Raw genomic sequence first — 19,732 nt, forward strand, 5'->3', positions numbered from 1 at the left:
GAGACCGAGCCCGGTGCCGTCGCCGACCGGTTTGGTGGTGAAGAACGGCTCGAAGATCCGGCTCCTGACCTCGGGCGCGATGCCGGGCCCGGTGTCGCCGATCTCGACGGCGGCGCAGTCGTTCTCCCTGTAGGTGCGCACGGTCAGTGTGCCGGTGCCGCCCATCGCGTAGACCGCGTTGTCGATGAGGTTGGTCCACACCTGGTTGAGTTCGGCCGCGAAGCAGGGGACCGGCGGCAGCGCCCGGTCGTAGTCCTTGACCACCCGCACGCCGTCGCCGAGTTTGCGGTTGAGCATCACCAGCGTGGAGTCGAGCAGCTCGTGCAGGTCGACCACCTGGTAGGGCGCGCGGTCCATCTGCGAATACTGCTTGGCCGCGCCGACCAGGGTGGAGATGCGGGTCGTCGAGTCGGCGACCTCGTTCATCAGCAGCTCGGTCTCGATGGTGTAGTTCAGCCAGCGGATCGCGCCCTCGAACACCTGCGCCTGGCAGGCCTCGAGGGTCGCGTGCACGCCTTCGAGCCAGTCGATGTCGAGACCGGCCTGCACGAAGGTCGGCGCGAGGTTCCAGCCGTCGGCGATGCCGTGCTCGTCGAACCAGTCGGCCAGGCCGTCCTCGCGGTCGGCCGCCTCCAGCGGGGCCAGCTCGGGCGCCTTGGCGACCTGCTCGGCGGCCTGCTCCTGCAGTTCGACCAGCTTCACGAACGCCTCGGGCGTGAACTTGCCCTCGGCCATCATCTTGAGCTTGTGCCGCATGCCCGCGACGCGTTCGCGCAGGCCCGCGGTGGCGCGCACGGCGGCGGCGGCCGGATTGTTGAGCTCGTGGGTCAGCCCGGCCGACAGCGAACCAAGCGCCAGCAGCCGTTCCCGTTCCGCGATCCGCTGACCCGTCTTCTGCCCGCCGAAGAACGCGCCCTCGAGCAGGTGCACGGCCATCGGGAACCAGTCGGTGACCATGCGCGCGAAGTCGGCGGCGTCCAGCACGAGGAACCGGGAGCGCCGCAGGACATACATCGAGCCCGCGTAGTCCTGGCTCACCTTGTCACCGAGGTAGGCCGTCCACGCGCCCGCGTAGACGCCGCGGTGGTCGGTGCGGTTGATCTCGATCTCGGTGCCGCCGGACAGTTTCGTCAGCCGCACCTCGCCGTCGATCAGCACGTAGAAGCAGGTGGCCGGCTCGCCCTCGCGGTACACCGGGCCCGGGTCGATGTACTCGATCCGGCCGACGGCGCACAGTTGCGCCAGCTGGTCGTCGTCGAGTTTCTCGAACAGGAACAGCGTGCGCAATTCGTCCGGATCGCAGATCAAGGTCATTCCCGCTCCTACGCCAGATACCGGTGGACGAGCATGACGGCCATCGCGCCCTCGCCGACCGCGGAGGCCACCCGCTTGGCGGATTCGGCGTGCACGTCGCCGGCGACGAACACGCCGGGCACGCTGGTCTCGAGGTGGTGCGGTGGCCGTGGCAGCTCCCAGCCGGGCGGGCGGGCGCCGTCGATCATCAGGTCGGGACCGGCGAGCACGTAGCCCGCCTCGTCCCTGGTGACGACGCCGTCGAGCCAGCCGGTCTGCGGCGCGGCGCCGATGAACAGGAACAACCGCTGCGCGTCGACCTTGTCCTCGGTGCCGTTGCGGTTGTCGCGCAAGATGATCCGCTCGAGGTGATCGTCGCCGTCGACGCCGACCACCTCGGTTTCGGTGTGCACCATGATGTTCGGGATCTGTGCGATCTGCTGGATCAGATAGTGCGACATCGACTTCTCCAGCGCGTCACCACGGACCACGATGTGCACGCGACGGGCGTTGCGGGACAGGAACACCGCCGCCTGCCCGGCGGAGTTGGCGCCGCCGACGATGTAGACGTCCTGCTCGGCGCATTCGGCGGCTTCGGTCATCGCCGAGCCGTAATACACACCGCGCCCGGTGAATTCGTCGACACCCGGCGCCGGATGACGCCGGTAGTCGACGCCGGTCGCGATGAGCACCGTGTGCGCGCACAGCTTGCCGCCGTCGGCGAAGCGCACCGTGCGCGCCGACCCGTTGACCTCGAGCCCGACGACATCGCGGGTGGTGATGATCTCCGCGCCGAACTTGGCCGCCTGCCTGCGGGCCCGGTCGGCCAGCTGCGCACCGGACAACCCGTCGGGAAAGCCCAGGTAGTTCTCGATCCGCGAACTCTGCCCGGCCTGCCCACCGGTGGCGGTGCGCTCGACAAGCACCGTGCGCAGACCCTCGGACGCGCCGTACACGGCGGCGCCGAGCCCGGCCGGTCCGCCGCCGACGACGATCAGGTCGTAGAAGTCGCCGCTGGGTTCGACGGTGAGCCCGACGTTTTCGGCGAGCTCGCTGTCACTGGGCTGGATCAGCGCCGTACCGCCCGCGGTGATCACCACCGGACAGGTCAGCGGATCGGCGCCGGCCGCCTCCAGCAGCCGGGCGCCCTCCGGCTCGTCGAGTGGGTACCAGCGGTACGGCAACTGGTTGCGCGCCAAGAACTCTCGCACCTGCGACGACCGCGGTGACCAGCGGTCGCCGACGACCTTCGTCTCGTGCACCGGCCGCTGCTCGGCACTGCGCCAGGCATCGAGCAGACCGTCGAGGACCGGGTAGAGCTTCTCCTCCGGTGGATCCCACGGCTTGAGCAGATAGTGGTCGAGATCGATGACATTGATCGCGTCGATCGCGGCGTTGGTGTCGGCGTAGGCGGTCAGCAGGACCCGGCGGGCGTAGGGATGCAGGTCCATCGCCTGCTCCAGGAATTCGATGCCGTCCATCCCGGGCATCCGGTAGTCGGCGATCAGCACCGCGACCGGCTGGTCGCGCAATTTCATCTCCCGCAGCGCCTCGAGCGCCTGCGGCCCCGATTCGGCCCGCAGAATCCGGTAGTCCGCGCCGTAGCGGCGGCGCAGATCGCGCACCACCGCCCGGGAGACCCCGGGGTCGTCGTCGACGCTCAGAATGGCCGGTTTGGTTACCGCTGGAGTGCTCACCCGTAGAAGTATCCCCCTCACCCGCGGTACCGCGTGGTCAGAGCTGGTGATGCAGCACCAGGTCGAGTTCGCTGGGGGTCAGCAGGCGTTCGAGGCGTTCGTCGCGTTTACGGCGGGTGAACGCGGCGCGCAGCGCGAAGCTGTCGTCCGGTTCGATGGTGGGCAGCAGTGGGACGTCGTTGGTGTGCCTGCGTGGCAGGAATGAGCGCAGTTTCACGGCCGATCACCTCGGGTTGACGACGGGAACGCTGGGAGCTGAGCATCGTCGATCAGCAACGGCGGGTAGCGAAAAGTTTGCCAGCATGTCCGGGTTGGTGCAAGTGGGACAGGGTGGACACGGCGAGCCCACCGCTCGGTGGCCTGCTGGAAGGCAGACCGCCGAGCGGTGGGCGGTAGTTGCCGGTCGGGGCTATTGCCAGGCGGGCAGCGTGACAACCTGTGCGGCGTAGGACAGTCCGGCGCCGAAGGCGATCAGCAGGGCCGCATCGCCCGGCTTCGACTCGCCCTTGCGTAGCAGGGCCTCCATGGCCAGCGGGATCGATGCTGCCGAGGTGTTGCCGGCCTCCTCGATGTCGTTGGCCAGCGCGCAGTCCTCGGGCAGCTTGAGCACCCTGGCCATGATCTCGATGATCCGGCCGTTGGCCTGGTGCGGGATCATCGCGTCGAGCTGGTCGGTGGTCAGGCCCGCGCGGTCGATCGCGTCGCGGCAGACCTTCTCCAGCGAGTGCGCCGCCCAGCGGAACACCGCGGTGCCCTCCATCGCGAGGTAGGGACGCACCGCGTCGGTGCCCTTCTCCTCGATCTCGGCGAAGAACTCCATCCAGTCCTTGTTCTGGCGGATGGCGTGATGCTGGGTACCGTCCGAACCCCACACGGTCGGGCCGATGCCCTGCTCCTCGGCCGGGCCGACGATGACGGCACCCGCGCCGTCGGCGAACAGGAACGCCGTCGCGCGGTCGGTGAAATCGACGGTGTTGGTGAGCTTCTCGACCCCGATGACCAGCACGTTCTTCGACGTGCCTGCGCGCACGAGATCCGAGGCCATCGCCAGCGCGTGACAAAAACCGGCGCAGCCGGCGGAGATATCGAACGCGGCAGCGCCGGTCATGCCGAGATCGGTGGCGATCCGCGGCCCGATGGCTGGGGTGAGTAGGAGATGTGTCGAGGTCGCGACGATGACGCAGTCGACCTGATCCGCGGCCACACCGGACGCGGCCAGTGCGTCCTTCCCCGCGGCGACGCTCATGCTCTGGATGGTTTCCTCGGCGGAGGCGAAACGCCTGGACTTGATTCCCGATCTGGTGCGAATCCACTCGTCACTCGAGTCGATCGGGCCCGCGACCTCGTCGTTCGTGACCACCCGGGTGGGGCGATAGACGCCCAAACCGAGAATCGCGGTGTGCTCAGCTCCAGTCGTCTGGGCGATTCGAGCAGCCATTATGCGTCTCCTCTGTACCTGTCAACCTGCGGTTGCACCGCTGGGTGTACCCGAAGCATCGAAATCCGTCGCTCATCGCCCATGACCCGCGCATGGACAACATGTGAACGTGCAGACATGAGGCGTCCTCATATTAACGGCTGCGGCCCGCGAAGTCGTGTCATATGTCACAACCGTTACGGGTACCTTGGAGTCACGGCGATTGCTCGCCGACCCATCGAGGGAACGAGGACAGCATGCTCGGACTCGGGATTATCAGCTGGATCATCATCGGCGGCCTCGCCGGTTGGATTGCGAGCAAGTTCATGAAGACCGACGCGCAGCAGGGCATCCTGCTCAATATCGTCGTCGGAATCGTCGGCGGCCTGCTCGGCGGATTCGTGCTCAGCCTCTTCGGAGTCGACGTGGAGGGCGCCGGCTGGATCTTCAGTTTCTTCACCTGTCTGGCGGGCGCCTGCGTCCTGCTGTTCCTGGTGAAGCTGTTCACAGGACGTAGAGCGGCACACTGACCACGGGTGGAAGCGGTGGGGTTCCCGTAAGGTGTGAACGCTTGCGTTGTCGTCACATCATGAAAGAGGGAGCCCGTGGCACGCCGCCCCACCCCGCCCGGCACGCCCGACACCACCGCCGTCGGCCACATGGTCGACCTGGTGCGGGCCGCTGTACCTCCGCTGCACCCCGCCGGCCTGCCGTTTGTCGCGGTGCCGCTGGCGGTCGCGGTCGTCGGCGGCCGGAACAAATGGGTGCGCCGGGCAGGTCTGTCCGCCGCTGCCGCCTGCGCCGCCTTCTTCCGGCACCCGCACCGGGTGCCGCCGAACCGGCCTGGCATCGTCGTCGCGCCCGCCGACGGTGAGGTCGCGCTCGTCGATACCGCGGTGCCGCCCGCCGAGCTCGGCCTCGGCGATCAGCCGCTGCCGCGCGTCAGCATCTTCCTGTCCGTCCTCGATGTGCACGTGCAGCGCGTTCCCGTGTCCGGGACCGTGCGCGAGGTGCTGCATCAGCCGGGCAAGTTCCTCTCGGCCGATCTGCCCGAGGCCAGCGACGCCAACGAGCGCAACAGCATGCTCATCGAGACCGCCGACGGCAAGCAGGTCGTCGTCGTGCAGATCGCCGGTCTGATCGCGCGCCGCATCGTCTGTGACGCGCGCGCCGGCGATGTGGTCACCATCGGCGACACCTACGGCCTGATCCGGTTCGGCTCCCGCGTCGACACCTATTTCCCGGTCGGCACCGAACTGCTGGTCGCCCCCGGCCAGCGCACGATCGGGGCCGAAACCGTCCTGGCTGTGCTGGGATGATCGAACAGGCCGCACGCCGAAAGCACCGGCGCTCGGTGCGGTTGCTGCCGAGTGTCGTCACCATCCTCGCGCTGTGTGCCGGCCTGTCCGCGGTGAAGTTCGGGCTCGACGGCGAGCTGGACGTGGCGCTGGCCATGGTCGGCGCCGCCGCCGTGCTCGACACCCTCGACGGCCGCCTGGCCAGGATGCTCGACGCGACGAGCAAGATGGGTGCCGAACTGGACTCGCTCTCGGACGCGATTTCCTTCGGCGTAGCCCCCGCGCTCGTCCTCTACGTCACCCTGCTCGACGGCTACAGCGCGGGCTGGATCGTGGCCCTGCTGTACGCGGTGAGCCTGGTGCTGCGCCTGGCCCGGTTCAACACTCTGCTCGACGACGACTCCCGCCCGAACTGGGCGCGGGAGTACTTCGTCGGCGTGCCTGCCCCGGCCGGCGCGTTGATCGCGCTGGTCCCGATCGCGCTGAAGGTGCAGTTCGGTGACGGCTGGTGGGACGGCTTCGCCTTCGTCGCAGCCTGGACGATCTTCGCCGCGCTGCTGTGCGTGAGCACCATCCCGACGCTGGCGATGAAGTCGGTGTCGGTCGCTCCCCAGGCGGCCGCGGGCCTGCTGGTGCTGACGGCTCTGGCCGCCGCCCTGCTGGTGACCTACCCGATCGTCCTGCTGCTCATCCTGGTCGCCCTCTACCTGGCGCACATCCCGTTCGCCTGGCGCTCGGCGCGCTGGGTCGCGGCGCGGCCGGAGACCTGGCAGCACAAACCGGCCGAGCGCCGCGCCCAGCGGCGCGCCCAGAGCCGGATCCCGCAGATCCGCCGCCCGGCGATCCGTGGGTCGGCCCGATTGCGTCTGCGTCGTCCGCGCGACGACGGCTGAATCCGCCACCCACCGACACGAATCACGTCCCACGGCCGGCGGCGCCCGAATCAAGGCGCCGCCGGTCGTTGCTTTTGCCGTGGTCGATCGTCGCCGCGCCGAGTGGAACGCTGGGCCACCACTCGCCGCCGCGTGGTCGCGATGTGGCGTTCACAACACGGTCGATCCGCGTCTGCGGCGTGCTCGCAATCGGTTCGTACGGTGAGAAACGTGTTCCGGCGGATCGATAGCGGCAGACCGAACAGAGAGGAAGGTCTCCGAGCTGGCTGTTCATGAATAGAAGTGAATGCCCCGGGATGAAATCCATGGAATGAGCCCGCGGCAAAGTGTTCAGACGCCCTACCGCAAGCGTCGACCGATTGTCAAAGTTCGACGAGTCCGCAAGCGGTAGGCCAATTTTCGGGTGTGCTAGCTTCTTGCGGAGAAACCTGGAGGAGGGCCAGATGGTATCAAGTACGATCCCGCTCGGCGAAGAGCTGAAGCGCGGTCGCATACCGTTCTATCGCGGTGGGTTGTCGATGTGGGCTTGGGTCGCCCAGCGAATTACCGGCGTTCTCATCTATGTGTTCCTCTTGATCCATGTGGCTGACAATTTGATGTTGCGGGTCTCCCCGGATGCCTACAATCAGGTCGTGAGCACATATAAAACGCTCATCGTCGGTCTTGGTGAAATCGGCTTGGTGGCCGCTATCTTGGGCCATGCGCTCAATGGTCTGCGCATTGTCTTCATCGACCTGTGGGGTCAAGGTGTAGCGCGGGCGACGCAAATGATGTGGGGTGCTGTTGCGGTGTGGGTGCTGCTGATGATTCCATTCACCATCAGCCATCTCAGTCATTACGTGAAGTAGGGGGATCAACATGACTGTGACTCCGGTTCGGCGCGGTCCGGACGTAGCCGGGATGAAGTCGAGCTTCGAAAAATATGCGTGGCTGTTCATGCGCCTTTCCGGCGTTGTGCTACTCGTTCTCATCTTGGTGCACGTATACGTGAATCTTATAGCGGGCGAGGGTGTATTCAAGGTCGACTTCGCCTTTGTGGCGGGCAAGTACGCAAGTCCATTTTGGCAGCTGTGGGACTTTGCCATTCTATGGCTTGCGGTGCTCCACGGCACCAATGGTGTTCGTGTGATCATCCGCGACTATGCGTCGAACGGTGTCGTCAGATTCTGGCTGATCAGCCTGGTTGTAGCCTTCGCCATCGTCATGATCACAGCCGGGACCTACACCATCTTTACGTTCGATCCCTGCCCGGCCGACGCGGTTGCCAGTGATCTCCCGTCATTCTGCTCTACTCGATGATTCCAAGGGGTATTCACATGAGTTTGGGATTCTATTTCGAGGTGGCGCTGGGCCTCGCGGCGCTTTTCGTCCTGTGGTTCGCCGCTTTTGTTGTCTCGAAGATGTGAAATGAACAAGAAGGTTCTGGCAATCGGGGCGGCGCTCGTCGTATCGGCCGGCACGGCATGGCTGCTGTATATCGCCGGGGGGTTCATGGCCACCACTACGCCGGCGGGCATTTCGATCGGTAGTGCGCTCGTTGTCTTCGGCGTGGTGTCGGCGTGGCTGATTTTCAGCCAGATCAGGTTCGGGGTTCGCGCGGACCGCCTGCTGCGATTGATGGTGGAGGAGGCCGACCCGCGATGCTATCCAGAAGTCGCGCTGACTCCTGCGGGCCGGGTTGATCCGGCGGACGCGTCGCGCTACCGCACCGAGTGCGTACATCTGGTAGAGCAGTCGCCCGATGACTGGCGAGCGTGGTTTCTGCTGGGCGGTGCCCACGAGATGGGCCGCGACCACCGTGCGGCGGTAGAAGCCATTGCCCGGGCGACAAAGTTGCAGGCGCAGGAGAAGAACCGCACGTAGTGGGTGCGGTCGTGCACGTGTTGTTTCGCATTTCTTTTTGGGGGTTGGGCAGGTGTGGGAATTCGGTAGCCGATCGAGTCGACTCGGGAGTTGGTACAGCGGCGATCTCCATGAAATGGCTGGAAGCGTCGCGTGAGGTCGGTAGCGGTTATCGCGGTCGACGATGTCATCCCATTCGATCTCTCCGTGCCGATCGAGATCTTTGGGAGGGTGAGCCTGGATGACGTCGGCCCGGGATACGATGTCGCAGTTTGTGGCACGACACCCGTTGTATCGACGAGACTTTTCGAGATCTCCTGCGGGGGTGATCTGGAATTCGTCGCGGAGCGGGCCGACATCGTGATCGTGCCGGGGTCGATGAGCTACCGGAACGAACCGTCTGGGGGCCTGAGAGAAGCGTTGATCAATGCGCACAATCGCGGAGCGCGGATCGCTTCCATCTGTTTGGGAGCATTTACCCTCGCCGCCGTAGGATTGCTCGACGGACGACGGGTGACAACGCATTGGATGGCAGCCGCGGAACTGGCTTCCAGCTATCCCGCCATTTCCGTGGACCCCTCCGTTCTGTACGTCGACAACGAATCCATCTTGACGTCGGCCGGCGCCGCGGCGGCACTCGATTTGTGCCTGTATATGGTTCGGCAGGATTACGGATCTGCGGTAGCGGCAGCTACCGCCCGGCTCGCCGTCATGCCGTTGACCCGGGAAGGTGGGCAGGCTCAGTTCATTATCGAGGGACCGCGGCCGGAGTCCACCGACCGGTCTATCAATCCGACATTGGAGTGGGCTCAGACAGTGCTCGGTGAGGGAATCACGGTGCAGGACCTCGCGGAACGAGCTGGAGTCAGCGAACGAACACTGATCCGCCGCTTTCACGAGCAGGTGCGTATGACGCCGAATGAATGGCTTCAGGCTACCCGGGTCAGGCGGGCTCAGGCACTGCTCGAGAGCACGAACCTGACGATGGAGAGGATCGCCGACGAGACAGGATTCGCGTCGGTCGTCGCCTTCCGGAAATCCTTTCGGAAGACCGTCGGTGTGACTCCGCAGGCGTACAAGAAGGCCTTTGCGTGACTCCGGTCCTACACTGAGCAACTACCCCGGAAGACGCGCAGCGGGGTAACTATCCAGTTCACGATCGGTGGAACCGACAACAACCGGATGATTCACCAGATCGAACATGGCGATGTCCGAATGGTGATCACCGAACGCGGCACAGGAACTCAAGTCGATCGACCGGTCCGCAGAGTAACGGCGCAGGGCCGCGGATTTGTCGGATCCGACCATCGTCTGCTCGACCTCGCCGGTATACCGACCCTGGATGCTCTCGAGTTCGGTGCACAGTACCGTCTCGGCGCCCACGGCTTCGGCAAGCGGCTGTAGCGCGGCATCGAATGATCCTGACACCAGCACGATGCGGGTGCCGGTTTCCGCGAGCTCACCGAGGCGATGCCGGACAGCGAGATTGAAGAACCCCGGTGCTGACATCTCGGACTCGAACCAATCCCGGCCGGCGCGTTGGACCTCGGCCACCTCGAGACCGGCGAGCTGCCGGTAGAACCAGCGATGAGACCGGCGCCGACTCATACCGGACGCGCGCAACGCGTGAAACCGCTCGATCGCGTCGGCCGCGGCACCACCGGAGCCACGCCGCTCGGCGTCGAAGACGAACAGCGACAGGAAGGTGATGTCGCGGACCAAGGTGTGGTCGACGTCGACGAACGCAGCTGGAATGGCGGGTCTCGCGGTGTTCATGACACCGCCTCCGTGACCGGCGTGACATGCCGGCTCGGACCGGAGTTCTTGCTGGGTACGGAGCCGCCGTTGCCGCACAGCCGTAACAGTGGCGCCGTCATGATCGTCGTCACCAGGGCCATCAGCACGAGTAGTGCGTACAACCGGTCTCCGATGAGGCCGATCGAGAATCCGACGTTGAGGATGACGAGCTCGGTGAGTCCGCGGGTATTCATCAGGCTCGCCAGAGCTGCGGACTCGCGCCGCTCGATGCCGACCCACCGCGCGCACAGGTACGTACCGCCGAGTTTCCCCCCGAGCGCCGCGACCATGATGGCGGCGAACTCGCCGATGCTGGTGAAATCGACCGCGCCGAAGTCGACTTGGAGACCGGCGACGACGAAGAACGCCGGCAGGAAGATGTTGCTCACCAGCCGTGCGCCTGGCTCGACAGCGGTTCGCAGCCTTCTGGGGAAGATCAGTCCGGCCAGAAAGGCTCCGAAGATGAGATGCAGTCCCATCCATTCGGTGGCAGCGCCGAGCAGGAGTGCGGCCGACACACCGACGAGGACGAGCCGGTTGGTATTCGAATCGTTCGCGCCGCGCGGAAGACGGTCGAGCGCAGGGCGTACGGCCCACCACAGGAAGATGGCGAAGGGAACCACCAGCATCAGTCGCCACTGGTGACCGAGATCAGGTTGGGCAAAGCCGATGACCACCGCCAGCGCACACCAGGCCAGCAGGTCATCGATCGCAGCGCTGGTCATAGCCGTCTGACCGACCGGAGTTCCCAGCATCCCGCGATCGTGCAAGATCCGGGCCAGCACCGGGAAGGCGGTGACGGCCAGCGCGCAACCGATGAAGAGCGTGAACAGCAACCGGCCCTCTGTACGGTGCCGCGCGAGAGCCCACACGGCGATCACCGATCCGAGGACGAAGGGCGTGACGTAGGCGCCCAGCGCTACCGCGGTGACCCGTCGGCGCTGCACACCGAGTGATTTCAGATCCATCTCGAGTCCAGCGACGAACATGAAGATCATGACGCCGAGATTGGACAACGCGGTGAGGAACGGTCGGACCTCGTGCGGGAAGACCAGTTCGGAGAGGTGCGCTCCGAGTACTGTCGGGCCGAAGACGATGCCTGCGACGATCTCGCCGATCACCGCCGGCTGGCCCAACCTCTCGGCGACGCGACCCAGCAGCCGGGCGGCGATCACGATCATTACGAGATCCACCAAGAGAAATATCATCTGGTTGCTCGGCAACGCCCCGACCCCCGTTCGACTCCATTACATCTGCGTGGCGGCAGTATTCGGTAAGGACTCGACCAGCGGCCGGTGCGCACACCGGCCGCCATGTTGAACCCCCCCGGGAACAGACCCACTGGAATGGACGGTAGCGCATCCGTTCGAACCTTGATAACGGCAGTGGTTTACATCACATCCGGTCAAAATTGTCATGATGGTTGGCGGAAATCTGCGCATGGTTGTCGCGAATCGCACTGGCGTCGAGCTCGATTGCTTGTCGATACTGACGACCAACGGATGGGGCCGTCGGCCAAGTATTGGGCCGCAACTCGCGGAAGAACTGAATATGCCGCGCTTTTCTATGGGCGCTAGGCTGGCAATGTAGGTAAGTAGCTTGACTAAGGGTGGGGTGTTCGACCGTATGAACTGTATGGACGATGGTTGACGGCGGACCGTCTCGTGATCCCGGAAATTCGATCCGGTCGATCTGAAATGTGCATCGCTCGCCAAATTCTTTGATCTTGAAACAGTATTGTGCTGCCATTGTTCGGATGCATTGGCCGGCGTTGCCGGGCCGGTGGCCGGCGTGTGGTCGACCTGCGCTGTGTATTTGTGCTTGAAAGGTAGTCATGAGTACGACTGTCGACACCAGCTCTTTATCCGTGGCCGGCGCGGGAATGCCGCTTTCCGGCGCCCGGCAGAGTGGTGATATCGAATCGGTAGCCACCGAAATTCTGGCTATAGTATTCGCCCGGAGGCGAAGTGTCGAATCCGGGGAAGAGTGTGACACCATGCCTTGTGCGGAATGCTTCGCACCGCATCTGGAGAAAGTCACGCGCTTCATCGCGGCGGGCTTGCCGATCCACTTCGTCATTCCTGCTTTCCCGGCGAAGTCCCGCAACCGTCGTAAAACACTCGGCCGGCTGCCCGACCTGGCCGAAGCGCTCGCGATCGAGTCGTTGCAGGGATTTTGCGATCAGATTTCCGCGGTCTACCGACCCGGCGGTATCGTGACAATCTGCTCGGATGGGCACGTCTTCAGCGATTCGCTCGGAATTCCTGACAGCCATGTCGATGACTACGGTGCCGAGCTTCGCAAGATGATCAAGTCGACCGGCGGCGGGTCGATCGGCCTGTACGGGTTGTGTGACGCCATGCCCGAGACGACGTGCGATGATCGCCGTCGGCGCTTGCTGGATGACTACTCGGACAGCGTGGACGTGCTGCGCGAAGCGGCTCGCAATGATCCGGACGCTCGGCGGATGTTCAACGGGATACATCGCTTCATGGTCGAGGACAACGCATCGCTGATGCCCGAGCTGTCGACCACGAAACGGCGGATCAAGTCGAAAGAAACGGCCTATGAGGTAGTTCGACGAAGTCAGGCCTGGAGCCGGCTGGTCGCCGACATCTTTCCGGATGCGGTGCGGTTGTCCATTCATCCACAGGCCGATCACTCCGACAAGATCGGGTTTCATCTGCTGCGTACCAGGGATAGCTGGCTCACTCCCTGGCACGGTGTCATCCTCGACGACGGGGAGGGCTATAGCTTGGTCAAGCGGATGCAGGCCGAAGAGATGGGCGCCCATCTGGTGTGGCGTAACAGCCGACCGAGCCATTTCGTTCTCGTCAAACCGCCCGAATCAGCACGGCCGGCGTAAGGAAAGTCATGACAAATATTTTGAATGAGTCCTCGGCCGCCGGTAGCAAACTGATTCCGTTTGGAACCATAGTAACCGCCGAACGCGGTGACTCCGCGCTGGATGATGTGCCGATCGAAGAACTGATTGCACTGACTCTCGCGGAGAAGGTTGTGGTACTGCGCGGCTTCGACCTGCTGGAAAAGGCTGAGCTGGAGCAGTACTGCCGCGGCGCGGGTGAAATCCTGCAATGGGGCTTCGGTTCGATTCTCGACTTGGTTGTGCAGGACACGCCGAACAATTATCTGTTCGATCGAGGGGACGTGCCATTTCACTGGGACGGAGCCTTCGCGGCACAGGTACCGCGGTTTTTTCTGTTTCAGTGCAAGCGCGGCGAGGGAGCCGGCGGTGAGACAGTATTCTCCGATACTGTTCAGGTCTACAAGGATGCGCCGGACGACCTGAAAGCATTGTGGGACGAGGCGATCGTGACTTATCGGACCGATAAGCTGGCCCACTATGGCGGGTCGGCGAGGTGGCCCTTGGTAGGTGTGCACCCGGTCACCGGCGAGCGCGTTATCAGGTATGCGGAACCGCTGGATCCGGCGCGCTACCTCAATCCGCTCCATTTGACGGTCGAGGGCATCTCTCCCGAAGATGCCGTCCGCGTGATGGAGGACCTGGGCGAACGGTTGCATGCGGCGCGGTACTGCTACGCCCACGAATGGGTGACCGGTGATATCGCCATCGTCGACAACAGCGCCCTCCTGCACGGCCGGAACGCGTTCAAGGGATCTATCGCGCGGCACTTGCAGCGCATTCAGATCGTATAAATCTTCCCAAGAAGGGATTTCGGTGGCTACCCCGATCTCAGAAATCAATTCCGAGTACGACATCATCATCATGGGTGGTGGCCCGGCCGGCTCGACGCTCGCCGCGATGCTCTGCCGCGAAACCGACCTGCGTGTAGCGGTGTTCGATCGAGAGCTCTTCCCGCGTGAGCATATCGGAGAATCCGGGGCACACCCCTTGGTGCCCGTCCTGCAGGCCAGCGGCGCCCTCGAGCGTGTGCTGCAGAGCGGCTGCTGGATCCAGAAGTACGGTGGTATCTACCAGTGGGACGACGATCGGCCGTTCGTCGGCTTCTTCGAGCATTCCGACTACCTGGCGGACGGGGTATATCGCTGGTCGATGCATGTCGATCGGGCTGAATTCGATACCGTCTTGCTCGATCACGCTGAATCCTGCGGTGCGCACGTGTTTCAAGGCACTCGCGTGACCCGGTTCCTGCCCGGCGACGGGCAGGTGACTGTTGTACTCGAAGACGGTGCGGAGATCCGGGCCGGGTACTTCATCGATGCTTCCGGCCGTTCCAATCAGGTCGCTGCTCGCGGATCCCGGCGAGACAAGGAATGGCTGTCGGAGTACCGCAATGTGGCCATCTGGTCGCACTATCGGCACTGCAAGCCCGCACAACAGGCGGCCGGCGATTGGAACGTCTTCCGCGACGATGATCTTTCCCCGATTTATGCGGTGGCATTCGAGCACGGGTGGGTGTGGTACATCCCGACGCCACGTGTGTTCGACGGTGTTCGGGAAATCGTGTGGTCGATCGGGATCGTCACCAATCCCGAATCGATGGCACGGGCCAACCTTCGTGACCCGGACATCTTCCTGAAGACGATCCAATCGATCCCTGTCCTCCAGGACTTGGTCATCGACGCCGAGTCTGTTCGCGGGGAGATGCTGACGGCGACGAATTTTTCCAGAATCAGCGATTGCTTCGGCTCCTACTCGGAGCGCTGGATGGCGGTGGGTGACGCTTCCTACTTCGTCGACCCGCTGTTCTCCTCGGGCATGTCGTTCGCCGTGACTCAAGCCTGGGCAGCTGCGTTGGTGCTGCGCAAGACGTTCGATGACGACCTCGACGAGCAGTCGAAGAAGGATCTATGGCGTGACTACGACGTCGAGTGGCGCGCGATGGCCGAGACCTGGGCGCTGAGCATCGATCAGTGGTATCACGAGATCTCTCGGTCGCATCCCGAAAGCCCCTATTGGAGCGCGCAGGGCCGCCGGGTCGAGGCTGACAACTCGACCGAAGGTACCTTCCAGGCCCTGCTGAACACCGCGTTGGTGCCCGACCTGCTCAACATCATGACCAAGGGCAGTCGGGATGTTCGAGATCTCGCTACCGAGGGGCCGTATCTTCGGGCATTCACGGCAGCCGATGCTGTCGACCTGGCGCCGGATGCCCTGGTCTCATTGTCCCCGAACGCGTGTATTCGTCAGGCGCCGGCGGCCGATATTCCTGGATTCAAGGGCATGTCACCTCCGTTCGAGATTCCGCAGGAGGCGCGAGACGGGTTGGCCGAATACTGGCGGGATCCCCTTGCCAATGCCGATGCCGCTCCGTCGCCACTGGCGGATACCGTGCCGTCCTACCGGATTCACAGTGCGACCGACCCGGATATCGAGGTGCGTTGCCTCGAGCGTGACGGAGGCAAGGAGCTCTGGGACCTGTTGGCGGACGGTGCTGTTCGCTGGTCGGAGCTGGCACCGGAGCTCACCGTCCTACAGGGGCGCACGGTGAAGCGCCTGGTTCGCGCCGGGTTGGTACTGGTGGCACCGGAATCGGGTGGTCGGTGAAGTCGATGACGATGCTCGTTGGAATGTTTTTGATTTGAGGAGGTCAACTCGGTGCACAGCACTTTGATTGTGGCGCGGATGAGTCCGGACTCGGCGGCTGCAGTATCGGAATTGTTCACAGAATTCGATCGAACCGACATGCCGCATCTCATGGCGACGAGACGCAGGCAGTTGTTCCATTACCGTGGTCTGTATTTTCATTTACAGGACTTCGATCAAGACAATGGTGGAGACCGGATCGAGGCTGCGAAATCAGATCCTCGCTTCGTCGGCATCAGTGAAGAGCTGAAGCCGTTTATCGCCGCGTACGATCCGGAAACCTGGCGTTCGCCGGCGGATGCGATGGCGACCCGATTCTACTCTTGGCCGGATCGCGGATGAATGGCCGCAGAGTCGTTGTTACCGGCGTGGAGGTGCTGGCACCCGGTGGTGTCGGCGTAGCGCAGTTCTGGGATCTGCTCAGCGCCGGTCGCACGGCAACTCGAACGATCACCTTCTTCGACCCGACTCCGTTCCGCTCGCAGGTCGCCGCGGAAATCGACTTCGACCCCAGCGCACACGGTTTGCTTCCCCAGGAAGTCCGGCGAATGGATCGGGCTGCCCAGTTCGCGGTTGTCGCGGCGCGGGCGGCGGTCGCGGACAGCGGTATCGAAATCGATGGCCTCGACCCCTACCGGGTCGGGGTGGCGGTCGGCACCGCCGTCGGTGCGACCATGAAACTGGACCAGGAGTATCGCGTTGTCAGCGACGGCGGGCGACTGCACCTGGTGGATGAGCGATATGCGGTCCCGCACCTCTACGACTACATGGTGCCCAGTTCTTTCGCCGCGGAAGTCGCTTCGACCGTAGGCGCCCACGGCCCCAGCACTGTTGTCTCCACCGGCTGCACATCGGGAATCGACTCGGTTGGCTACGCCGTCGAGCTGATTCGCGAGGGGACTGCCGATGTCATGGTCGCGGGGTCAGCCGACGCGCCGATCTCACCGATCACCGTCGCGTGCTTCGACGCGATCAAGGCCACGACACCTCGCATCGACGAGCCGGCGCGGGCATCGCGACCGTTCGACCGCACACGCAACGGTTTCGTGCTCGGCGAGGGTTCTGCGATGTTCGTCCTGGAGGAACTGGAGTCTGCCCGACGCCGAGGAGCCCAGATCTACGCGGAAGTCGCCGGCTATGCGACACGCAGCAATGCCTATCACATGACCGGATTGCGCCCCGACGGCGCGGAGATGGCCGAGGCGATACGGGTTGCGCTGAACGAGGCACGCGTCAACGGCGATGACATCGATTACGTGAACGCGCACGGCTCGGGCACCAAACAAAACGATCGACACGAAACCGCGGCGTTCAAGAAGACATTGGGCGAGCATGCGTACCGAGTGCCGGTCAGCTCGATCAAGTCGATGATCGGCCATTCGCTCGGTGCTATCGGCTCTCTCGAGATCGCGGCCTCGGTGCTGGCGATGAAACACGGTGTCGTGCCGCCGACCGCGAACTTGACTGAGCCGGACCCTGAATGCGATCTCGACTACGTACCGCTGGTCGCCCGTACTCAGGTGACGAACGCGGTGCTGACAGTCGGTAGCGGATTCGGTGGATTTCAGAGCGCTATGGTGCTGGCTCGCCCCGAACGGAGTGCGGCATGACCGCGGCGCTGGTCACCGGACTCGGCATCGTGGCCCCCAATGGGCTTGGTGTACAGCAGTTCTGGGATGCGACGGTGGCGGGAACCGGGGCTATCGCTCCGATCACCCGGTTCGACAGCAGCGGGTATCTGTCGGGTGTGGCCGGTGAGATCCACGGGTTCGACGCGGCCGATCACCTGCCTGGCCGGCTGCTGCCGCAGACCGACCGGATGACGCAGTTGGCGTTGGTGGCCGCGGATTGGGCGCTGGCCGATGCCGGCATCATCCCGGCTGAGGTGCCGGACTACGACATCGGCGTGATGACCGCCAGCGCTGCGGGTGGCTTCGAGTTCGGTCAGCGTGAACTGCAGAACCTGTGGAGCCGCGGCGGTCAGTTCGTCAGTGCCTACCAGTCTTTCGCCTGGTTCTATGCGGTGAACAGCGGCCAGATCTCCATCCGCAACGGTCTTCGCGGCCCGAGCGCCGTTGTGGTCGCGGATCAGGCAGGCGGCCTCGACGCGATCGCGCAGGGCTGTCGTCAGATCCGTAAGGGCACCGGGGCGATTGTCACCGGCGGTGTCGAAGCATCGATCTGCCCCTGGGGCTGGGTCGGGCAGCAAGCCAGCAGACGTCTCACGGTGTCGGCGGATCCGAAATCCGCTTACCAGCCCTTCGATGCCGGTGCGAGCGGTCATGTTCCCGGTGAGGGCGGCGCGATACTCATCGTCGAGTCCGCTGCGCGCGCGCAGGCTCGTGGCGCACGCAGCTATGGCGAGATAGCGGGTCACGCGGCGACTTTCGATCCGGATCCGACGTCGGCACAAGGTCTGCGCAAGGCGATCGAACTGGCCATCGCCGGCGCTGGTAGCACGCCGGGTGAGGTGGATGTCGTGTTCGCCGACGCCGCGGGCGTACCGGAGTTGGACCACGTTGAGGCCGAGGCGATTTCGGCGATCTTCGGACCGGGTGCGGTGGCGGTGACCGCGCCGAAGACGATGACCGGTCGACTGGCCTCGGGGGGTGCTGCGCTGGATGTCGCCACCGCCCTGCTGGCAATGGCCGACGGTCGCATTCCGCCGACGATCAACGTCGAGCCGAACTCTGCCTATGGCATCGACCTCGTGGTCGACCACTACCGGGCGGCCACGATGACCACCGCGCTCGTCATCGCCCGCGGATACGGCGGATTCAACTCGGCCATGGTGCTGCGCGCCGGAAACCCCGGCCACCGGCCCGCCCATTCATCGAAATCCCGCAGGCAGGAGCAGTAATGACGATTCACACGTTCAGCATCACCGACCTCGGACGAATCATGGTCGAGGCCGCCGGGGACGAGGGCGTCGAGTTCTCCGACCCGATCCTGGACATCCTTTTCGATGATCTCGGCTACGACTCGCTGGCTCTGCTGGAGACCTGCGGCCGCATCGAGCGCGAGCTGGGCATCCGTTTGGACGAAGAGACCCTGCAGGCGGCCACCACGCCGCGGGCCCTGCTCGACGCCGTCAACAGCCATCTCGCGGCGCGGGTGTGAGTAGCCGCATTCCCATGAAAAGCAGCAAGGAGAAGATTCAGATGTCGCAAGCATCGCCGCAGGTTGTCGTGGTCAGTGGGGGCACCAGCGGAATCGGGCTGGCGGTGGTACGGCTGTTCGCCGAGCAAGGGCACCGGGTCTATCTGGGTGCGCGGACCGCCGATGACGTCACCGCGACCGTCGCCGAGCTGTGCTCGGAAGGGTTCGATGTCGACGGAACGGCGCTGGACGTGCGTTCCCCCGAGGCGGTGCGCGGCTTCGTGCAGGCAGCCGTCGACCGGTTCGGGCCGGTCGACGTGTTGGTCAACAACGCCGGTCGCAGCGGTGGCGGCGTTACCGCCGATATCGCCGACGAGCTCTGGGACGATGTCATCGAAACGAATCTGACCAGCGTTTTCCGGCTCACCCGCGAAGTTCTGACCGCGGGTGGTATGCGTGCCAAGTCGCGGGGGCGCATCATCAATATCGCGTCGACCGCGGGCAAGCAGGGCGTGGTACTCGGCGCGCCGTATTCGGCATCGAAGCATGGCGTGGTCGGCTTCACCAAAGCGCTCGGCAATGAACTCGCACCCACCGGTATCACCGTCAACGCGGTCTGCCCAGGTTATGTCGAGACTCCCATGGCGGCCCGGGTTCGGCAGGGGTATGCCGCGGCTTACGACACCACCGAGGACGCGATCTTGGAAAAGTTCCAGGCCAAGATCCCGCTCGGCCGCTACTCGACTCCGGCGGAGGTCGCCGGCCTGGTGGGGTATCTGGCCTCCGATACCGCCGCATCGATTACCGCCCAGGCTCTGAACGTCTGTGGCGGGCTCGGAAACTTCTGACCTTCGAAAACGGGAGAA

Annotated in this window: 22 protein-coding genes; 15 read left to right on the forward strand and 7 right to left on the reverse strand. The window is 64.3% G+C overall.

From position 1 onward, the window contains the following. The 4 genes from ACWF82_RS32250 to ACWF82_RS32265 all read right to left on the reverse strand — a co-directional run. On the reverse strand, positions 1-1,314 hold a 1,314-nt coding region (locus ACWF82_RS32250), incomplete at its 3' end, for an ATP-binding protein (protein WP_452507359.1). Positions 1,315-1,322: 8 nt separating this feature from the next. Then, on the reverse strand, positions 1,323-2,990 hold the full coding sequence (locus ACWF82_RS32255) for an FAD-dependent oxidoreductase (RefSeq protein WP_452507360.1): 1,668 nt from the start codon (positions 2,988-2,990) through the stop codon (positions 1,323-1,325). Between the two features lie 37 nt (positions 2,991-3,027). Beyond that, positions 3,028-3,207: a hypothetical protein gene (locus ACWF82_RS32260; RefSeq protein WP_452507361.1), complete on the reverse strand. Its 180-nt coding sequence runs from the start codon at positions 3,205-3,207 to the stop codon at positions 3,028-3,030. Between the two features lie 192 nt (positions 3,208-3,399). Then, the gene (locus ACWF82_RS32265; RefSeq protein ID WP_452507362.1) at positions 3,400-4,428 is read right to left on the reverse strand and encodes a beta-ketoacyl-ACP synthase III; all 1,029 of its coding nucleotides are present in this window, start codon (positions 4,426-4,428) and stop codon (positions 3,400-3,402) included. Between the two features lie 236 nt (positions 4,429-4,664). On the opposite strand from ACWF82_RS32265, the gene ACWF82_RS32270 reads away from it, so the two are divergent. From ACWF82_RS32270 to ACWF82_RS32300, 7 genes are all read left to right on the forward strand, one after another. Further along, the gene (locus ACWF82_RS32270; RefSeq protein WP_379304344.1) at positions 4,665-4,937 is read left to right on the forward strand and encodes a GlsB/YeaQ/YmgE family stress response membrane protein; all 273 of its coding nucleotides are present in this window, start codon (positions 4,665-4,667) and stop codon (positions 4,935-4,937) included. Positions 4,938-5,012: 75 nt separating this feature from the next. After that, positions 5,013-5,726 (forward strand): phosphatidylserine decarboxylase, encoded by a 714-nt coding sequence (locus ACWF82_RS32275; RefSeq protein WP_452507363.1) that lies wholly within the window; start codon positions 5,013-5,015, stop codon positions 5,724-5,726. Then, positions 5,723-6,598, forward strand: coding sequence for a CDP-alcohol phosphatidyltransferase family protein (locus ACWF82_RS32280; RefSeq protein ID WP_452507364.1), 876 nt, complete (start codon positions 5,723-5,725; stop codon positions 6,596-6,598). Before ACWF82_RS32275 ends, ACWF82_RS32280 begins: the two co-directional genes overlap by 4 nt. A gap of 443 nt (positions 6,599-7,041) precedes the next feature. Beyond that, positions 7,042-7,446, forward strand: a complete 405-nt coding sequence (gene sdhC, locus ACWF82_RS32285) for a succinate dehydrogenase, cytochrome b556 subunit (RefSeq protein WP_452507365.1) — start codon at positions 7,042-7,044, stop codon at positions 7,444-7,446. 10 nt (positions 7,447-7,456) lie between these two features. Next, a complete protein-coding gene (locus ACWF82_RS32290; protein ID WP_452507366.1) occupies positions 7,457-7,897 on the forward strand; it encodes a succinate dehydrogenase hydrophobic membrane anchor subunit in 441 nt (146 codons plus the stop codon). A gap of 108 nt (positions 7,898-8,005) precedes the next feature. Next, positions 8,006-8,461 (forward strand): hypothetical protein, encoded by a 456-nt coding sequence (locus tag ACWF82_RS32295; RefSeq protein ID WP_452507367.1) that lies wholly within the window; start codon positions 8,006-8,008, stop codon positions 8,459-8,461. Positions 8,462-8,593: 132 nt separating this feature from the next. Further along, the gene (locus ACWF82_RS32300) at positions 8,594-9,535 is read left to right on the forward strand and encodes a GlxA family transcriptional regulator (RefSeq protein ID WP_452507368.1); all 942 of its coding nucleotides are present in this window, start codon (positions 8,594-8,596) and stop codon (positions 9,533-9,535) included. A 21-nt stretch (positions 9,536-9,556) separates the two neighbouring features. On the opposite strand, the gene ACWF82_RS32305 is transcribed toward ACWF82_RS32300, so the two are convergent. The 3 genes from ACWF82_RS32305 to ACWF82_RS32315 all read right to left on the reverse strand — a co-directional run bounded on the left by ACWF82_RS32305 (position 9,557) and on the right by ACWF82_RS32315 (position 12,073). Beyond that, positions 9,557-10,216 (reverse strand): HAD family hydrolase, encoded by a 660-nt coding sequence (locus ACWF82_RS32305; protein ID WP_452507369.1) that lies wholly within the window; start codon positions 10,214-10,216, stop codon positions 9,557-9,559. Further along, a complete protein-coding gene (locus ACWF82_RS32310) occupies positions 10,213-11,430 on the reverse strand; it encodes a cation:proton antiporter (RefSeq protein WP_452507370.1) in 1,218 nt (405 codons plus the stop codon). Before ACWF82_RS32310 ends, ACWF82_RS32305 begins: the two co-directional genes overlap by 4 nt. Positions 11,431-11,632: 202 nt before the next feature. After that, positions 11,633-12,073 (reverse strand): hypothetical protein, encoded by a 441-nt coding sequence (locus ACWF82_RS32315; RefSeq protein ID WP_452507371.1) that lies wholly within the window; start codon positions 12,071-12,073, stop codon positions 11,633-11,635. Here ACWF82_RS32315 and ACWF82_RS32320 point away from each other — a divergent pair. The 8 genes from ACWF82_RS32320 to ACWF82_RS32355 are packed head-to-tail and all read left to right on the forward strand — an operon-like array spanning position 12,072 to position 19,714. Next, on the forward strand, positions 12,072-13,103 hold the full coding sequence (locus tag ACWF82_RS32320) for an L-tyrosine/L-tryptophan isonitrile synthase family protein (protein ID WP_452507372.1): 1,032 nt from the start codon (positions 12,072-12,074) through the stop codon (positions 13,101-13,103). The two genes, ACWF82_RS32315 and ACWF82_RS32320, sit on opposite strands and share 2 nt — an antisense overlap. 8 nt (positions 13,104-13,111) lie before the next feature. Next, complete coding sequence (locus ACWF82_RS32325) at positions 13,112-13,915, forward strand: TauD/TfdA dioxygenase family protein (RefSeq protein ID WP_452507373.1); 804 nt, start codon at positions 13,112-13,114, stop codon at positions 13,913-13,915. 22 nt (positions 13,916-13,937) lie between these two features. After that, complete coding sequence (locus ACWF82_RS32330) at positions 13,938-15,728, forward strand: NAD(P)/FAD-dependent oxidoreductase (protein ID WP_452507374.1); 1,791 nt, start codon at positions 13,938-13,940, stop codon at positions 15,726-15,728. Positions 15,729-15,779: 51 nt separating this feature from the next. Beyond that, on the forward strand, positions 15,780-16,109 hold the full coding sequence (locus tag ACWF82_RS32335; RefSeq protein ID WP_452507375.1) for a TcmI family type II polyketide cyclase: 330 nt from the start codon (positions 15,780-15,782) through the stop codon (positions 16,107-16,109). Beyond that, positions 16,091-17,377, forward strand: a complete 1,287-nt coding sequence (locus ACWF82_RS32340; protein ID WP_452507376.1) for a beta-ketoacyl-[acyl-carrier-protein] synthase family protein — start codon at positions 16,091-16,093, stop codon at positions 17,375-17,377. Before ACWF82_RS32335 ends, ACWF82_RS32340 begins: the two co-directional genes overlap by 19 nt. Then, the gene (locus ACWF82_RS32345) at positions 17,374-18,627 is read left to right on the forward strand and encodes a ketosynthase chain-length factor (RefSeq protein ID WP_452507377.1); all 1,254 of its coding nucleotides are present in this window, start codon (positions 17,374-17,376) and stop codon (positions 18,625-18,627) included. The genes ACWF82_RS32340 and ACWF82_RS32345 overlap by 4 nt, the downstream gene beginning before the upstream one ends. Further along, positions 18,627-18,887 carry an acyl carrier protein gene (locus ACWF82_RS32350; RefSeq protein WP_452507378.1) on the forward strand — a complete coding sequence of 87 codons (261 nt, stop codon included), beginning with the start codon at positions 18,627-18,629 and terminating at the stop codon, positions 18,885-18,887. Before ACWF82_RS32345 ends, ACWF82_RS32350 begins: the two co-directional genes overlap by 1 nt. A gap of 41 nt (positions 18,888-18,928) precedes the next feature. Further along, positions 18,929-19,714, forward strand: a complete 786-nt coding sequence (locus ACWF82_RS32355; RefSeq protein ID WP_452507379.1) for an SDR family NAD(P)-dependent oxidoreductase — start codon at positions 18,929-18,931, stop codon at positions 19,712-19,714. Positions 19,715-19,732 lie beyond the last annotated feature (18 nt).

It is taken from the genome of Nocardia sp. NPDC055053, assembly GCF_053608285.1.

Bases quoted from the DNA above. Each gene is read 5' to 3' on its own strand.
- ACWF82_RS32265 (WP_452507362.1), bottom strand. From the start codon at position 4,428: ATGGCTGCTCGAATCGCCCAGACGACTGGAGCTGAGCACACCGCGATT.
- ACWF82_RS32270 (WP_379304344.1), top strand. From the start codon at position 4,665: ATGCTCGGACTCGGGATTATCAGCTGGATCATCATCGGCGGCCTCGCC.
- ACWF82_RS32280 (WP_452507364.1), top strand. From the start codon at position 5,723: ATGATCGAACAGGCCGCACGCCGAAAGCACCGGCGCTCGGTGCGGTTG.
- sdhC (WP_452507365.1), top strand. From the start codon at position 7,042: ATGGTATCAAGTACGATCCCGCTCGGCGAAGAGCTGAAGCGCGGTCGC.
- ACWF82_RS32290 (WP_452507366.1), top strand. From the start codon at position 7,457: ATGACTGTGACTCCGGTTCGGCGCGGTCCGGACGTAGCCGGGATGAAG.
- ACWF82_RS32295 (WP_452507367.1), top strand. From the start codon at position 8,006: ATGAACAAGAAGGTTCTGGCAATCGGGGCGGCGCTCGTCGTATCGGCC.
- ACWF82_RS32305 (WP_452507369.1), bottom strand. From the start codon at position 10,216: ATGAACACCGCGAGACCCGCCATTCCAGCTGCGTTCGTCGACGTCGAC.
- ACWF82_RS32320 (WP_452507372.1), top strand. From the start codon at position 12,072: ATGAGTACGACTGTCGACACCAGCTCTTTATCCGTGGCCGGCGCGGGA.
- ACWF82_RS32315 (WP_452507371.1), bottom strand. From the start codon at position 12,073: ATGACTACCTTTCAAGCACAAATACACAGCGCAGGTCGACCACACGCC.
- ACWF82_RS32325 (WP_452507373.1), top strand. From the start codon at position 13,112: ATGACAAATATTTTGAATGAGTCCTCGGCCGCCGGTAGCAAACTGATT.
- ACWF82_RS32345 (WP_452507377.1), top strand. From the start codon at position 17,374: ATGACCGCGGCGCTGGTCACCGGACTCGGCATCGTGGCCCCCAATGGG.
- ACWF82_RS32350 (WP_452507378.1), top strand. From the start codon at position 18,627: ATGACGATTCACACGTTCAGCATCACCGACCTCGGACGAATCATGGTC.
- ACWF82_RS32355 (WP_452507379.1), top strand. From the start codon at position 18,929: ATGTCGCAAGCATCGCCGCAGGTTGTCGTGGTCAGTGGGGGCACCAGC.